This window comes from Saccharopolyspora elongata (assembly GCF_004348985.1).
Lineage (GTDB): Bacteria > Actinomycetota > Actinomycetes > Mycobacteriales > Pseudonocardiaceae > Saccharopolyspora > Saccharopolyspora elongata.
In genome coordinates, this window is the sequence record NZ_SMKW01000031.1 from 50,280 (window position 1) to 64,877 (window position 14,598).

The window sequence follows — 14,598 nt, forward strand, 5'->3', positions numbered from 1 at the left end:
ATCCCCATGCCACCCGGAATCCGCGTGTCCGACAAGGGCGCGATCCGCATCCTGACCATCGACAACCCCAGCAAGCGCAACGCCTTCACCGGCCCTATGACGACGACGCTGCTGCACGAACTCGACCGGGCCGACGCAGACCCCGCCGTGCGGGCGATCGTGGTGACCGGCACCAACGGATGCTTCTCCTCCGGCCACGACCTGCAGGAAGTGCTGAGCAACCCGGGCACCGCAGGCGATCCCGTCGCCAACGCGGCCTTCACCCGGCCCTCGGAGATCTTCACGCCGGTCATCGGCGCGATCGACGGCCCGGCCTACGCAGCCGGATTCATCCTCGCGCTCAACTGCGACCTGCGCGTCGCCTCAGCCGGCGGGCGGTTCTGCGGCGTCGGGGCGGCCATCGGCCTCGTTCCGGTCGGCGGCCAGCTGAGCCGGCTGCTGGACGTCGTCGGCTACCCCGTGGCCTACCGCTGGCTCGCCACCGCCGCGCCGTTCAGCGCCGAAGAGGCCAGCCAGCACGGGTTCGTGACCGAGATCCACGACGGTGACGAAGCCCTCGAGGGCGCACTCGCTCTGGCCGAAGCGATCACGTCGGTCTCCCCCGCCGTCGTCGCCGCGGTCAAAGCCGGTCTCCTGCACAGCCTTCGCCACGGCAGCGATGCCGGCCGGGCGGCCGAACCCCAGTTGGCCGCCCTGATCCAGTCGCTCCCGGACGGTGACGAAGGCGTCAGCTCCTTCCTGGAACGACGACCGCCCACCTACCCGGATCACCCCGAGGAACTCCACGACAGGATTGCCGAGGTACTCGCGTGACTGCCACCGAACTGCCCACCGACGTCGACCTGCGCCTGCGCGAAGACACGATCCGCGATCTCGCCATTCGCCACGGAATTCCGGCCAATCCCGTCACTTTCGCCGAGACTCCCGAGGCCGCTGCTGCGGTCGCGATGAGCACCGGGCGCCCGGTCGCGGTCAAGCTCGTCGCCGACGGCGTCGTCCACAAGAGCAAGGCCGGCGGAGTCCTGCTCGACGTCGCGCCTGATCGGGTTGCCGCGGCCGTTGAGACCCTGTTCACCGAGCAGCGCGCTCGCGGCGTCGAGGTTCGCGGGGTGACAGTGGAGCCGATGGTCGACCTGGGGCTCGAAGTCGTCGTCGGGGCGCTGCACGATCCAGGATTCGGGCCCATCGTCATGGTCGGCGCCGGCGGTGTCGACGTCGAGGTCCTGGGCGACGTCGCCTTCGCGCAGGCTCCCATCACCGCCGACGGAGCCGTACGGCTCATCAACCGCACCAGGATCGGGGCGATCCTGCGCCGCAGGTTCCCCGTGCAGCACGCCCAGCTCACCGATCTGCTGGTTCGCGTTGCCGGGGCTGATGGTCTCCTGCTGTCCGAACCCGTCGACCAGGTCGACCTCAATCCGATCGTCGTCGGGCCCGACTCGATCGTCGCCGTCGACGCCCGAGCCGTGGCGCGCGCCGACGGCGTCGCGGTTGACCTCGCCCTCCCTGATCCCGGCGAGAGCTACGAGCAGCTCCGACCGGCGATCTACCCCGAATCGATCGCCGTCCTCGGTGCCTCGGCCGACCCGACCAAGATGGGGCACCGCGCCGTCCGCACCGCCGTCGATCAGGGCTTCGCCGGTTCCCTCCACCCGGTCAGCCGCTCCGCGACCGAGATCCTCGGCCACCCGGCCGTGCGCTCGATCGGCGAGTTGCCCGAGAACATCGACCGCGCTGTGGTGGCCCTACCAGCGGCCGCGGTCCCGCAGGCATTGCGCGACCTCGCCGGCCGCGGCACCAGAACTGCGCACGTGCTTACCGCGGACACCACCGACCTCGCCGAGGCCGTGGCCGGTACCTCGATGCGCGTCCTCGGGCCCAACTGCATCGGCCACTACACGCCGCACTCGAAGCTGACGATGATCGGTCGCGACGCCTCCTCGGACGAGAAGGGCTCCATCGCGGTGATCTCCCAGTCAGGCACGTACGCCGGTGATGTGGTGCGCCGCGGCAACGAACTCGGCCTGCGGTTCAGCTTCGCCACCTCGGTCGGCAACTGCGACGACGTCTCACCCTCCGAGCTGTTGGCGTTCTGCGAAGCCGACCCCGCCACCGAGGTCGCCGCGTTCTACCTCGAAACCGACAGCGACGCGCGGAGATTCTTCTCGCTCGCATCCAAGATGACCACCCCGGTGGTGCTGTTCAAGGGCGGGCGAAGTGCCGCGGGCGGAGCCGCTGCCGCTTCGCACACCGGCGCCCTGGCCAGTGACCCTCAGTTGCTGCAGGACGCCGCCGACGAAGCCGGCGTGGTTCTCGTCAACAGCCTCGACGAACTGCTCGACACCCTCCTCGTCGCCCAGCACGCCAGCGATTTCACCGGCAACGGGCTCGGCCTGGTGGGTACCGGGGGCGGTGTCGCCGTCGTGGGCGCCGACACCGCCTACGAGCACGGTCTCGTCGTACCGCACTTCGCCGAGGCGACGGACCGGGCCCTGGCGCCCTACGACGCACCCGGAAGCAGCCTGAACAACCCGATCGACATCCCGACCTGGTCGATGTTCGACGACAGCGGCAGCTTCATGGGCGCGCTGGTCGAGGCCGTTGCAGCCGACCCCGCGATCGATTGCGTCTGCGCCTACACCGACATGGGCACGGTGTACGACATGAAGGCCCCGGCCGAAGCAACGCAGATCCTCACGATGATGACCGAGGACATCGTCACCGCTGATCGCGGGAACGTCCCCGCGGTCCTCGTGCTGCGCAGCAGCTACAGCGCGGGGCAGGACGAGCTGGTCCGGGTCCTGCGCCGCGTGGCGAGCGCGAAGGGTGTCCCGGTGCTGGAGTCGGTGGACCGGGCGATCGCCGCGTTCGGCCGGGTCCGCGCCCTCAACCTGCACCGCGAACGCAAGTCGGAGAGCTGACGCGTGAGGGTCCTGACCATCTCGCCCACCACCAGGAATCGTCATGCCGCGACGGCACTGGGGCTCATCGCTCTGGCCACGCTGCTGTCCATGAGCGTCTGGTTCTCCGCATCGTTCGTCGTTCCACAGCTGCAGCAGCTGTGGAACCTCAGGAGCGGGCAGAGCTCGCTGCTGACGATCGCGGTGCAGCTGGGTTTCGTGCTCGGGGCCCTCACCTTCGCCGCTACGGGCCTCGCCGATGCAGTGCCAGGCCGCCGGCTGATGTGCGTAGGTGCGCTCGGCGCCGCTGCGGTGAACCTGGGTCTGCTCTGGGCTCCGGGTTTCGCCGTGGCGCTGCTGCTGCGCACGCTCACCGGTGCTTTCCTCGCCGCCGTCTACCCTCCAGCGCTAAAGGAAGTGTCGTCGTGGTTCCAGCGCGGCCGCGGCACCGCGCTGGGAGTCATGATCGGGGCGCTCACGCTGGGCTCCGCCGCACCACAGCTGGTCAAGGCCGCCGGTGGTCTCGACTGGAAGCTCGTGATCGTCGCGACCTCCGTCCTCACCGCGACAGGCGGGTTGACCACGCTGCTCATCCGCGGTTCGGGGCCGTTCCCCTTCCCGAAGTCGGTGTTCAACCTCAAGTCCGCGCTGCGAGCCAGCCGGAGCCGACGAGTTCTGCTCGCCAACGTCGGCTACGCCGGCCACATGTGGGAGCTCTACGCCATGTGGGCCTGGGTCGGGACCTTCCTCGCCGGCCTCGACGGATTAGCCGGCTCACCCAACGGTGCCCAGAACGCCGCCTTCGCCGCGTTCATCTGCATCGGAGTGGGAGCCATCGGCTGCCTTGTCGGCGGTCGCATCAGCGATCATTTCGGCCGGGCCCAGTCCGCGCTGATCAGCCTGGCTTGCTCGGGAGGAGCCGCCGTCGTGCTCGCGTTCATCCACTCGCTGCCGTTGCCACTGGTCGTCGCCGTGTGCGCATTCTGGGGGTTCTGGGTGATCGCGGACTCCGCTCAGTTCTCCGCGATGGTCACCGAGAACGCCGACCAGCGCTACGTCGGCAGCGCCGTCTCCTTCCAGCTGTCCATCGGGTACGTGATCACCGCGGCGACCATCTACCTCGTCCCCGTCCTCGTTGAGAGCGCTTCCTGGACAGCGGCTCTGCTCGTGCTCGCCCTTGGACCGGCAGTCGGAATCGGAGCTCTGCTCGCCTACCTTCGCCCGGCGGCCCCCAGCAGTGAAGTCGATCGATGACCATTCGGAGGAGAAGAATGACGGACCACGCAACGATGCGCGCGTGGCAGGTCACCGAGCTGGGCGAACCGGCGCAGGTCCTGGCCACTGCGGAGGTTCCGAAACCCGAACCCGGGCCCCGCCAGGTCCGGGTCCGCGTGACGGCTGCCGCGTGCAACTTCGCCGACGTGCTGCTGTGCCGGGGCAAGTACCAGGCGAAACCCGAACTTCCGTTCACGCCAGGAGTGGAGCTGTGCGGCGCCGTCGACGAGGTCGGGCCTGGATCCTCACCGGAACTGCTGCACCGCCGCGTCGTCGGCCGACCGGTCCTGCCGCACGGCGGATTCGCCGAATACGCTTTGCTGGAAGCACATTCGTCGTTCGTCGTGCCTCCGGACCTCGACGACATCACGGCCGCAGCACTGCACCTGACCTACCTGACGCCGTGGCTCGGCCTGCACCGCCGTGCCCAGCTCCAACCGGGAGAAGTCCTGGTCGTCACCGGAGCTGCCGGCGGCGTCGGAACAGCAGCCGTGCAGCTCGGGGTGGCAGCGGGTGCGCAGGTCATCGCCATCGTGTCCGATGCGCGCAAAGCCGCGACCGTGCGCGGGCTCGGCGCCACCAACGTCATCGACCGCAGCAGCACGGACGTGATCGAGGCGGTCCGCGAGATCACCGACGGGCACGGCGCCGACGTGGTCTTCGAATCCGTGGGCGGCGAGGCGTACCGGCAGGCGTCGAAGTACATCGCCTTCGAGGGCCGCATCCTGCTGATCGGCTTCGCCAGCGGCACGATCCCGCAACCGCGCCTCGACCACGCCTTCGTCAAGAACTACAGCGTTCTCGGCCTGCACTGGTCGCTCTACCTGGACCACCAACCCGAACTGGTCCGGGCCGCCCAGGACGACCTCTTCGAGCTGGCCCTGGCGAAACGAATCAAACCGCTGGTCCGGACGGCTCCCGTGGACGACCTGCCGCAAGCCCTCGAGGAGCTCGCCGGCAACCGTGCCCTGGGAAAAACCGTCCTGACCAGCGGGTGACCGTGTCCGCATCGAGCCCAGTGACCTTGATCAGCCCGGCGAGCAGCTCCTCCACGCTGAACGCATCGGTGAAGTGCAGCCGGGACACCCGTCCCTCGTGTTCCTCTGGCAGTCCGATCCAGGCGCTCAGCCCGAGCGGGGCGGCCACCTCTTCGGCGAAGAACGTGCCGAGTGACTTGCCGGTGATCCGACGCACGACCTCCCCGACCAGAAACCCGTAGGTGACGGCGTGGTAGACGTGCTCGGTGCCCGGCTGCCACAGCGGCTTCTGCGCCTCGAGTGAACGGATGACCGGGTGCCATGCGCACGCCTGCTCGAACGTCAGCGGTCCGTCGACGAGCGGGAGACCGGCCTGGTGTGACAGCAGCCAGCGCACTTTGATCTGTTCCTTGCCGTTGGCGGCGAACTCCGGCCAGTACTGGGCCACCGGGGCGTCCAGATCCAGCTCACCGCGCTGTGCCAGCAGATGGGCACAGATTGCGGTAGCGCCTTTCGTCGTGGATGCGACATGGACGACGGTGTTCTTGCGCCACGGTCGTTCGCCTCGCGATCGGCGAGCCCTCCCCACAGGTTGGCGACGGGGCGGCCGCCCACGTAGACGCTGCACGCCGCGCCGACCTCGCCGGGGGCCTCGAAGTTCGCGTGGAACGCGTCAGCGAGCTTTCCCCAGCCTTCCTCTACACCATGCTCGAGGTCGTCACCACCACCGCTCACGGAGGCGTTGTCGCGGCCCTGATTGGCTGTCATTCGGATATCCAATCTCTCGTTGCGGTTTTGTCGCCCAGGTGCCCGCTATCGATGGCGTTGGTCAGCCGTTCCCGCTCGGACTGATCCACTGACACTCCGGGGGTTCCGAAGAGACTCCTCGGTGAGCTCCACAGGCCGGACGACTTCGCGGATCGGGTTCCGTTCGCCGCGCTCGGCTGTAGCGGGCGCGGCCTCGGGAGGAGGTGTTCCAGCACCCTCCCGCAGGCGCCGTAAATTGGACGGCGCCTACTCGCAGAAGACACGCAAACGGGTGTTACTTCTCGGCCGTGCCGGGTTTCCCGCTGATGGATTCCTGATAGACGTCCGCGTAGGTGCGCGAGTCCTTGATCAGGTCGTCGCAGAAGGCAGCGACGTCGTTGCCGATGAGTTCCAGGATTCCCCTGTTGGCCGCGACGCCCTCCTCGAAGAAATCGATGATCCCTGAGAGCAGGGGCCCGTCGAGCAAGTCGGTCGGTCCAACCTTGAAGATGTACCTCTGAATCTCCTTGTAGACGATCTGGTAGTCCGGCGGGAGCGCCTTGACCCGCGCCATGTGCGCCCGCCACTGCTTCTTTCCCTCGATGATGTCCTGGATGCCCACGTCAGCCTCCTAGCCGGCCCAATTTCTTCGCGACGTTCCTGTTCAACTGCTTGCGCCACCGGTCGCGATAGCTCCGGGCCCCTTCGCCGCCGGCCAGCGCCGTGCAGAAGCCCTCGATGTCGTCACCCAGCACCTCGTGAATGCTCTGCCCATCGGACGCTGTCTCTTCGAGCAGCCCCAGAGCATTGTCGAGAATCGGCATCAGGTTTCGACCGGTGAAGTCCGAGTAGAGGGAAAGATGACCCTTGATCTCTTCCCACGCCGCCCGGTAGTCGGCCGGCAATGCCTCGGCCCGGGCTTCGAACGCCTTCCATTCCCTGGTGAGATCGCTGCCTGTGATGGTCTCCCAGAAGTTCATTCCCCGCCCTCCTTGAGCTTGTCGATCCGTGATGAGACGTACTCCCATTTCGCCCAGAACGTCGTGAGTTCTTCGCGCCCAGCGTCGTTGAGCGCATAGAACTTGCGCGGCGGGCCTAGCCCGGACGGTCGTTTCGTCACCTGGACGAGCCCGTTCTTCTCCAGCCGTAGCAGGATGGTGTACACCGTCCCCTCGACGACGTCGGCGAAGCCGAGTTCGTTCAGCCGACGCGTGATGGCGTACCCGTAGGTCTCCTCGCTGCCGATGATTTCAAGCACGCAGCCCTCAAGCGTGCCCTTCAGCATCTCCGTCAGGTCGTCCATCGTGGACCCTCTTCGGTCTCCTGGTACTTCGTAGTACCGAGTACCACTACACAGTAGCACAGAGTAGTGAACCAATGTCCAACGATCGGTGAGCGCAGACCACGGAAGCGATTCGAATCTGAACCTCTTCCGCCGCTACTTCGACCTGGTCGCCGCCGGCCGAAAAGCCATCGAGGTCCGAGTGCGGTATCCGAACCTGCGCAGCCCCAAGGCCGGCGACCACCTCCGGTTCGGGGTGCGGCTGCGACGACACCCTCACTCGCGTCAAGCGGGTGAGCCGGTACGGCAGGGGTGGTTGTCCTCTTCGGACGGTCAGCGGTTCCCCACGGCGTCGAGCCGGCAGAACGCCCTGGCGGCGTTGAAGGAGTACGGGACACTGCGCCGCACGATCAACGCCGCCCGGTACCTGTCAGATCCGGCGTACCGGCGCAAGATCTCCCGGCAGTTGAACAATCAGGCGCTTGGCGACAGCTCCCCCGATACTCGGCGCACCGCGGGCTCACGATCGGTCGCTCCGGCGCGGCGACGCGTGTATCTGGACCGCGTAGACCAACCAGCCCACCACCGCCAGGCCGACCCAGTTGATCCCGCGGTACACCAGGACGATGGCCATTGCTTGCGCGACCGGTGCTCCGGAGGACACCAGCACGCCGAGCAGCCCGGCCTCCGCCAGGCCCGCGCCCCCGGGCATGATCTGCAATGCGATGCTCGCCTGCACGACCAGGAAACCCATCACGAATGCCGACCACGACACCGGGGCGCCCAAGGCGACGACGGTGGCCATCAAGCTCAGGAAGTCGAACACCCAACTCAGCGCAGCGATCGCCAGAATGACCGCCCATTGGGACCGGCTCGGCCGGAGCAACCGCACCCGTTCCGACATGCGGCGCGCGGCCGCATCGGGATCCGCCGCCCAGCTTCCTCGTTCGAGCAGCGGAATCCGTCGAGCAAGCCTGGTCAGTCCTCGCAGGCCACGGTGCAACAGTTCTGCATGCGTCACGACCCGCCAACACGCCCACGATGCAGAGGCGATGCCCAGGACGAGGACGACTGCGATGAACGTCGGAATGCTGCCGGACGTTCCCAAGCCGACAACGCCCAGCACCATCAACACCACCGTCGCCACCACCCCGCTCAGCACTGTCGACCACACGGCCAAGGCGACACCTACGTCCCGTTGGCGCAGCTGGTAAGTCGCATACGCGAAGCCGGCCGGGTCTCCGAGCGCGGGCAACGTGGTCGACAGGGCGTTCTCGGCGAAGTGAATCGCTTGGACGGCCCGCACCCCCAAGTGCACCCCACCAGCTATCAGCAGGCGCCGGTGCAGTTCCCCGTACGCCACCAAGCTGCCGAGACCGAGCAAAGCCGCGACGACGACCCACTCCCAGCGCAAGCCCGCGAGGGCGGCACGCAACCGGCCCGACTCGCCGGTCAACGCAGGCAGCTGCCATGCCAGGACGCCGACTCCCGCGACCAGCACGGACCACTGGACTGTTCTGCGCACGACCTTCTGCATTGCCGCCCTCGCTGCTCGAAGTCCGCCTGCCTACGGTGGCATGCTGCGCACCCGCCAACCGAACTGAGGCCTCCCCTCCCACAGCAACCACCCCAGGTGGCCGTCGGCTGTCCTGCACCGCAGATCACTTCCCTGGAGTACCCGTGCCGACACCGAGCCCGCGACGCCTATGCACGGCAGAGTGCTTGGCGAGCTCGCGTCGATGAGCTCGTTCGGCGCGGTGTTGATCAGTACTGGCGCAAGCATCGGCGCGCATACGGAATCGACGGCGCCGGAACCAAGGCGCAACGGCCAGTGACGAGCCGGATTGACATTCCGTCCGGCCGAATCAGCCATGAGCAAAGCTGTTTCGCGGACGTCCACAGCAGACTCTATGAAGACAAGTAATGACTCATCCATATGAGTCAACTACCCTTGATCACCAGGAGCTGAAGTTCGGAAAGACTTACCGTGAAGGCGGCGCCAGTGGCGGCGTCTCCGAGTAGAAGCCCCGGCGGGCGATGAGAAACGGCCCCGCCGGGGCCGTCGAAGCGGTCGGCAGGCTCTCGTACCCACGAGCGTCAAGACCACCTGCAGCACACCCACAAAGGCCCGACATCTCAGGCTCCGCAACCGAGCTTCCAGGGCACCCCGAGCAGCGGACCGTGGCTACTGACGCGGCGGCCTCTTTGGTTCCTCCTCCTGTTCGACTGCTCCCCTCTTCGCCGATTCGTCCCCGCTCACAGCAGGCTGATCGGACTGTTCCTCTTCACGCTGCTGCACAGGCCGAATCGGATTGGTGGTCAGTAGCCGAGGAGACCCGCTCCGAATGAAATGAAGAACGCGGCTACCAGCACGACGACGACAGCGATCGCGATCAGCCAGATCCACTTGGTCGGACGTGCCGAAGGCTTGGTCTTGTACGAGAGGCCTTCGGTGGCCGATGCCGACTCCGGCGGTGTCTCCCCAGGCGGTACCGAGCCGCCCTGCTCCAAGCCTGGCGTGCGATCCGGGTCAGGATCAGGAGGCTCGTGGGACCCTCGTGTGGACATGCCTAGTGGCTACCCGCACCGTCGTTGCCGAAACGACAAGCTCCTGGTGCTCCACTGTTCGCCTCGGGATGCACGTGCATCGACTGAACCTCGGCGCCGGGCCGGAAACAATCGTCGGCCAGGCTCCTATGGGCGCCGAGCTCGGTTGGGTGAAGGCCCGCGGACGAGACGAGCAGAATCGCGCGACCGGCGCGCGCCGGGTGGCCCTGCGGAAGCCATGTCGTCCACGGCCACGAGCAACGCGCTTCTACAGGCCGAACGGCGTCATGCGGAAATCCTGATCCATTGATCGTGTGCACCACGCATGCACCGAGGAGCGCTCGGGTAGCCGAATGGCAGGCTGCGTTCTATGAACGGCCAGCTCCGCACCGCATCAACCGGAAAGGACATCCGAGCCATGACGACGGCACGGGAGATCATGACCAGCGGCGCACAGTGCGTTCAAACCGACCAGACGGCGGCCGACGCCGCACGGATCATGGCCGAACTCGGCGTCGGCGGCCTGCCGATCTGCGGACCAGACAACAAGATCAAAGGAGTCGTGACCGATCGCGACCTGGTCACCAAGGTCATCGCCAAGGGCCGGGATGCCGGCACGTTCCCGGCCGGCGACCTGGGCCAGGCGGAGGCCGTCACCATCGGCGCGGACGATCCCGCCGACGAGATCCTGCGGACGATGAGCCAGCACAAAGTCCGGCGATTGCCCGTCATCGACGGCGATCAACTGGTTGGCATGGTCAGCTTGAGCGACATCGCACGATCGCTACCCCACACGGAGGTGGGAGAGCTGGTGGACACACTTTCCTCCGACTGAATCGGCGGTTTGCGTCTCGCTCTTCCGGGGTGCTCTACAGCGCTGCGGATAAGGCGCGAATAGGCACGCGGTGACGTAGGCGACCAAGAGGGGTACTCGAATCCTATGAGTGGATCGCCGGCGCCGCCCTGGATACGCATCGTCACGCTGAATGTCTTGTCTTCGCAGTACGCTGACGGACCGCGTCGAATGGAGGCGATTCGCGAGGAGCTGCGAGCTCTGATGCGAGTTCGCGACGTCTCTTTCGCGAACGGCTGCTGGACGGTGAGGGCGACCGTCTCACGGAGACACATTCCAAGACGAACGAACGTTGGTGGATGAGTTGGAAGGGCGAACCAGCGTCGAAGCCATAGATGGCGACACCGGCTTTTGGACTGATGGCGACGCGCTGGAGGCCTGTCTGCGCGAGAGACCGCCTCGGATTCCGGCGCACTTCGGCTACGACGCGCTCGGGTCAGAACTCTTCGAGGAGATCACCGAGCTACCGGACTACTACTTGACCCGCGTGGAAGACGCTTTGCTGCAGCGGCATGCCGGGGCGATCGCGGACGAACTCGGAACACCGTGGGTCGCCGAACTGGGCAGCGGCAGCGCGAAGAAGACACGAGTACTGCTCACAGCGTGCGCTGCCCGGCGTCGAACGACGTTCCTTCCCATCGATGTCAGCCGCGAAATGCTCGTCTCCAGCGGCGATGCGCTGGCCGCCGACTGCCGCGAGGTGACCGTGCGCGGGTTGTGGGGCCGGTACGAAGCGGGGCTTCGCTGGATCCGCCGACAACGTCGCGCGCCGGTCACGATGATGTTCTTGGGGAGCACGTTGGGAAACACGACCACCGCCGAACGCCACGCGCTGCTCGCGGAGATCGAGCGCACACTCGCACCTGGCGACCGCTTTCTCGTTTCAGCAGACCTGGTCAAACCCAAGCACGTCCTCGAAGCCTGCTACAACGATCCGCCGGGCGGTTCCGCGTTCGTGCGTTTCCGCCTGAACCACCTGGCCCACCTCAACCGTTGCTTCGACGGTGATTTCCTGCTCGACCGCTTCCAGGCGCGGGCCCATTACAACGAGCACACCCGCACGGTCGAAGGCCACCTCTACGCCACCACGGAGCACATGGCGGAACTGCGCGCACTGGACATCCGGCTGGAGTTCAAGGTAGGCGATTCGATCAACGTCGGATTCTCCGCGAAGTTCGATCCGACGCACTTCATCGATGAGATGCGCGACTTCGGCCTGCTCCCCCACCGGCATTGGATGGACGAGCGCTGGCAGTACGGGCTCTTCCTCTTCTCCCGCCGTTGAACGTCGGCGTCACCGGAACAACCGGAGTCCGATGTTTCGCTCGATGGATACCGGGTATGAGGGCAGGGTGCTCCTCATGCGACTACCCGGTGTCTACCGAGCAGCCGACGACACGGCGTTGCTGGCAAACGTCATGCGCCAAGGCGAGTACGCCCGCGGGCGGCGCGTGTTGGACATCGGATGCGGAACGGGTGCGCTCGCCATCGAGGCGGTGCGGGCCGGGGCGGCATCGGTCACGGCGGTCGACCTGTCACTGCGGTCCGCAGCCGCGACGTGGCTCAACGCCCGGGTTCACCGAGCCCCGGTCGATGTTCGTCGCGGTGACCTCTTCGAGCCGGTGCGGGGCGAACGATTCGATCTCCTGCTGGCCAATCCTCCCTATGTGCCCGCACCCACTTCGCTGCTCCCCCGCCACCGGATTGCTCGCTGCTGGGATGCGGGCATTGATGGCAGGCAAGTGCTCGACCGGATCTGCCTCGGGTCTGCCGATGCGCTCTCCAGCGGCGGCACGGTCTTGATCGTGCAGTCCGAGGTGTGCGATGAACGCGCGACCCTGGTGCGGCTGGAAGGAGCCGGTATTCGGTCGCAGGTGGTCGCGCGATTTCGCGTGCCGTTCGGTCCGGTGATGCGAACCCGCACCGCGCTCGTCGAAGGTCGCGGACTGCTGAAATCGGGCCGCCGCGAAGAGGAACTCGTCGTCGTGGAGGGTTGCCGTGACTGACCGCTACCCCACGCGCATCGAGATCACCGGCGAGGGGCCCGTGCTCGTGCACGGCCCGGTCGAACTGATCACTCCGGACGGACGTCGCGTGTGTTCCGAACGTGCGGTGACCGCCCTGTGCACGTGCCGCCGGAGTCGCCGCTACCCGATGTGCGACACCAGCCACCGCCGCTGCGCCCGAAGCCGCCGGAGGAAGACCGATGACGACCAGAACGAGACCTTCGAAGACGACCGGCAGTGCTGAGACACCGGAGCTGCCGTTCCCCCGCGGCCCGCTGTCATCCGCAGTCCTCGAAACGCTCCGCGGCAACCCGACTCCGCCGACGCCCCTGAACAGGGCCGACCCCTACGGGCAAGACCTGCAACTCGCCCTCTACTGCCTTCATGAACTGCACTACCGCGGCTTTCGCGGTGTCGAACCGGAGTGGGAATGGGACACCACGCTGCTGGCGTTTCGCCAAAGGCTTGAGCAGGTGTTCCTCGCCGCTTTGCGCGATGACGTCCCGGCCGGCGATGACGTGGAGGCCGAACTGCAGAACGTCCTAGTCGAGCCAGCCGATGCGTGGGGGGTCACGCACCACCTCCGTCGCGACGGGCAGTTGTGGCAGTTGCGCGAGTACGTAGCGCACCGGTCGCTGTACCACCTCAAGGAAGCGGACCCACAAGCCTGGGTGATCCCCCGGCTCTCCGGGGCGGCCAAATCCGCTTTCGTCACGATCGAACACGACGAATACGGTGCCGGTAACCCCGAACGCATGCATTCCCACCTGTTCGCCAGGATGATGCGCGCTCTCGGCTTGGACGACCGGTACGGGGCCTACCTCGATTCCGCCCCAGCGGAGACGCTCGCCGAGGTCAATCTGATGTCGATGTGCGGGCTGCACCGCGGTCTTCGAGGCGCGTTGCTGGGGCAGTTCGCCACCGTCGAGCTCACCTCGTCGCCCGGATCCGATCGGCTCGTCCAGGCGATGCGACGGCTCGGCTGCGGCCCGGACGCCATTGAGTTCTACGCCGAGCACGTCGAAGCCGACGCTGTCCACGAACAACTGGTCAGACGGAGCGTCCTCGCCCCCTTGCTGGAAGCCGAGCCAGAACTCGCCTCCGATGTCGTCTTCGGCATCCGCGCCAGCACCCACCTGGCCGGCAAACTCGAAGCGCTGCTGCTCGACCGATGGGCCGACAACAAGTCCTCGCTGCTGCCCCGGCGCGATCTGGATCCGTCCAAGCCGCGCTTGTAGCCCGAATGAGCTCAGCAGCGGCGTAACCCCCTGCCCCGGCTTCTGCTCGGCACGAGTGGTTGGGAAGTTTCGGACTGTCGTGCCGGTCGGGTCAACCTCTGCCGTGCGCTTCGCCTCACCTGCGCCCGGAGCCTTCAGACGACCGCGCGCGCCGGATACCGTGCTGGGAGCCGCCCCGAGCAGCGAGGAAGCGAGACCCGACTTGTCCTCGGCCCTTGCCCCAATGATCACGGCCACTGCCCGCTGGCTGACGACCGCCTACCCCTCGTCCAACGAAGGCGCTCTCAGCCGCGCGCTTGTGGAGGTCCAGGCCACGCAGGCCGTGACTGCCGCCGCTCTGCTGCGCTATCCGACCACCGTCGATGCCGACCTCGTCCTGATCGCCGGTCCCGGCGGGGCGGGCCGCTTGGACACGCTGGTCGGCGGCGTCGCGACGGCGCCCGAGGACGAGGACCAGGCGTGGCGGACCTGGGTCGACGAGGTGGTCGCCAGCTGGGCAGCGTGCTTGCTCGGCAACCCGGCGCTGGCGGCGACGGCGGTTGACGCGCTGGTCGCCGACCACCGCTCCGCGTCTCCGGACCAGTTCCGCCGCCTCACCGAGCCGGGCGACCGGGAGCTGGGCGCTGCGGCCCTCCTGCGCCACCCGGACCTGCTGGCCCCGGTGGCGGACCTGCACCGCGACCGGCTCCGCGAAGCCTTGGACGTCGACACCTCCAACGCCGCCTGAGCAGATCAGCCTCCTGCGGTGCTTTCCGTGGCGCGTCAACGCCGTC

At 67.1% G+C, this 14,598-nt stretch carries 16 protein-coding genes and 1 pseudogene; 11 read left to right on the plus strand and 6 right to left on the minus strand.

The window, feature by feature from the left end; all coding sequences use genetic code 11:
* The first annotated feature begins 6 nt into the window (after positions 1–6).
* From E1288_RS22825 to E1288_RS22840, 4 genes are read left to right on the plus strand one after another with little or no spacing between them, the layout of a single operon-like run.
* Entirely contained in the window at positions 7–813 is an 807-nt protein-coding gene (locus E1288_RS22825; RefSeq protein WP_132488272.1) for an enoyl-CoA hydratase/isomerase family protein, read from the plus strand.
* The gene (locus E1288_RS22830; protein WP_235883739.1) at positions 810–2,921 is read left to right on the plus strand and encodes an acetate--CoA ligase family protein; all 2,112 of its coding nucleotides are present in this window, start codon (positions 810–812) and stop codon (positions 2,919–2,921) included. Before E1288_RS22825 ends, E1288_RS22830 begins: the two co-directional genes overlap by 4 nt.
* A 3-nt stretch (positions 2,922–2,924) precedes the next feature.
* Positions 2,925–4,154, plus strand: coding sequence for an MFS transporter (locus E1288_RS22835; protein WP_235883740.1), 1,230 nt, complete (start codon positions 2,925–2,927; stop codon positions 4,152–4,154).
* A gap of 17 nt (positions 4,155–4,171) precedes the next feature.
* Positions 4,172–5,173 carry an NADPH:quinone oxidoreductase family protein gene (locus E1288_RS22840; protein ID WP_235883741.1) on the plus strand — a complete coding sequence of 334 codons (1,002 nt, stop codon included), beginning with the start codon at positions 4,172–4,174 and terminating at the stop codon, positions 5,171–5,173.
* Here the strand turns inward: E1288_RS22840 and E1288_RS22845 are convergent.
* From E1288_RS22845 to E1288_RS22860, 4 genes are all read right to left on the minus strand, one after another.
* Entirely contained in the window at positions 5,070–5,780 is a 711-nt protein-coding gene (locus tag E1288_RS22845) for a serine hydrolase domain-containing protein (RefSeq protein ID WP_328592475.1), read from the minus strand. The two genes, E1288_RS22840 and E1288_RS22845, sit on opposite strands and share 104 nt — an antisense overlap.
* A 414-nt stretch (positions 5,781–6,194) precedes the next feature.
* The gene (locus tag E1288_RS22850) at positions 6,195–6,521 is read right to left on the minus strand and encodes a DUF1048 domain-containing protein (protein ID WP_132488274.1); all 327 of its coding nucleotides are present in this window, start codon (positions 6,519–6,521) and stop codon (positions 6,195–6,197) included.
* Position 6,522: 1 nt separating this feature from the next.
* Positions 6,523–6,879: a DUF1048 domain-containing protein gene (locus E1288_RS22855; RefSeq protein ID WP_132488276.1), complete on the minus strand. Its 357-nt coding sequence runs from the start codon at positions 6,877–6,879 to the stop codon at positions 6,523–6,525.
* Entirely contained in the window at positions 6,876–7,202 is a 327-nt protein-coding gene (locus tag E1288_RS22860) for a PadR family transcriptional regulator (RefSeq protein WP_132488278.1), read from the minus strand. The genes E1288_RS22855 and E1288_RS22860 overlap by 4 nt, the downstream gene beginning before the upstream one ends.
* A gap of 325 nt (positions 7,203–7,527) precedes the next feature.
* Here E1288_RS22860 and E1288_RS50410 point away from each other — a divergent pair.
* Positions 7,528–7,653: pseudogene (locus E1288_RS50410) on the plus strand (Tn3 family transposase); the annotation flags it as partial.
* A 48-nt stretch (positions 7,654–7,701) separates the two neighbouring features.
* Here E1288_RS50410 and E1288_RS22870 read toward each other — a convergent pair.
* Both E1288_RS22870 and E1288_RS22875 read right to left on the minus strand, forming a co-directional pair.
* Complete coding sequence (locus E1288_RS22870; RefSeq protein WP_165968213.1) at positions 7,702–8,706, minus strand: lysylphosphatidylglycerol synthase transmembrane domain-containing protein; 1,005 nt, start codon at positions 8,704–8,706, stop codon at positions 7,702–7,704.
* A gap of 794 nt (positions 8,707–9,500) precedes the next feature.
* Positions 9,501–9,749 (minus strand): DUF6480 family protein, encoded by a 249-nt coding sequence (locus E1288_RS22875; RefSeq protein ID WP_132488282.1) that lies wholly within the window; start codon positions 9,747–9,749, stop codon positions 9,501–9,503.
* 397 nt (positions 9,750–10,146) lie between these two features.
* On the opposite strand from E1288_RS22875, the gene E1288_RS22880 reads away from it, so the two are divergent.
* The 6 genes from E1288_RS22880 to E1288_RS22905 all read left to right on the plus strand — a co-directional run bounded on the left by E1288_RS22880 (position 10,147) and on the right by E1288_RS22905 (position 14,552).
* Positions 10,147–10,563, plus strand: coding sequence for a CBS domain-containing protein (locus E1288_RS22880; RefSeq protein ID WP_132488384.1), 417 nt, complete (start codon positions 10,147–10,149; stop codon positions 10,561–10,563).
* A 313-nt stretch (positions 10,564–10,876) separates the two neighbouring features.
* Positions 10,877–11,866, plus strand: coding sequence for an L-histidine N(alpha)-methyltransferase (locus tag E1288_RS22885; RefSeq protein ID WP_235883743.1), 990 nt, complete (start codon positions 10,877–10,879; stop codon positions 11,864–11,866).
* Positions 11,867–11,942: 76 nt separating this feature from the next.
* Complete coding sequence (locus E1288_RS22890) at positions 11,943–12,587, plus strand: HemK2/MTQ2 family protein methyltransferase (protein ID WP_132488284.1); 645 nt, start codon at positions 11,943–11,945, stop codon at positions 12,585–12,587.
* Positions 12,580–12,831, plus strand: a complete 252-nt coding sequence (locus tag E1288_RS22895) for a CDGSH iron-sulfur domain-containing protein (RefSeq protein WP_132488286.1) — start codon at positions 12,580–12,582, stop codon at positions 12,829–12,831. The genes E1288_RS22890 and E1288_RS22895 overlap by 8 nt, the downstream gene beginning before the upstream one ends.
* A complete protein-coding gene (locus E1288_RS22900; RefSeq protein ID WP_132488288.1) occupies positions 12,788–13,825 on the plus strand; it encodes an iron-containing redox enzyme family protein in 1,038 nt (345 codons plus the stop codon). Before E1288_RS22895 ends, E1288_RS22900 begins: the two co-directional genes overlap by 44 nt.
* Positions 13,826–14,048: 223 nt before the next feature.
* Entirely contained in the window at positions 14,049–14,552 is a 504-nt protein-coding gene (locus E1288_RS22905) for a hypothetical protein (RefSeq protein WP_235883744.1), read from the plus strand.
* Positions 14,553–14,598: the final 46 nt, after the last annotated feature.

What these genes read in the sequence shown, in the direction of transcription:
- E1288_RS22875 (WP_132488282.1), bottom strand. Translation starts at nt 9,749, where the DNA reads ATGTCCACACGAGGGTCCCACGAGCCTCCTGATCCTGACCCGGATCGC.
- E1288_RS22905 (WP_235883744.1), top strand. Translation starts at nt 14,049, where the DNA reads ATGATCACGGCCACTGCCCGCTGGCTGACGACCGCCTACCCCTCGTCC.
- E1288_RS22900 (WP_132488288.1), top strand. Translation starts at nt 12,788, where the DNA reads ATGACGACCAGAACGAGACCTTCGAAGACGACCGGCAGTGCTGAGACA.
- E1288_RS22855 (WP_132488276.1), bottom strand. Translation starts at nt 6,879, where the DNA reads ATGAACTTCTGGGAGACCATCACAGGCAGCGATCTCACCAGGGAATGG.
- E1288_RS22890 (WP_132488284.1), top strand. Translation starts at nt 11,943, where the DNA reads ATGCGACTACCCGGTGTCTACCGAGCAGCCGACGACACGGCGTTGCTG.
- E1288_RS22840 (WP_235883741.1), top strand. Translation starts at nt 4,172, where the DNA reads ATGACGGACCACGCAACGATGCGCGCGTGGCAGGTCACCGAGCTGGGC.
- E1288_RS22825 (WP_132488272.1), top strand. Translation starts at nt 7, where the DNA reads ATGCCACCCGGAATCCGCGTGTCCGACAAGGGCGCGATCCGCATCCTG.
- E1288_RS22880 (WP_132488384.1), top strand. Translation starts at nt 10,147, where the DNA reads ATGACGACGGCACGGGAGATCATGACCAGCGGCGCACAGTGCGTTCAA.
- E1288_RS22860 (WP_132488278.1), bottom strand. Translation starts at nt 7,202, where the DNA reads ATGGACGACCTGACGGAGATGCTGAAGGGCACGCTTGAGGGCTGCGTG.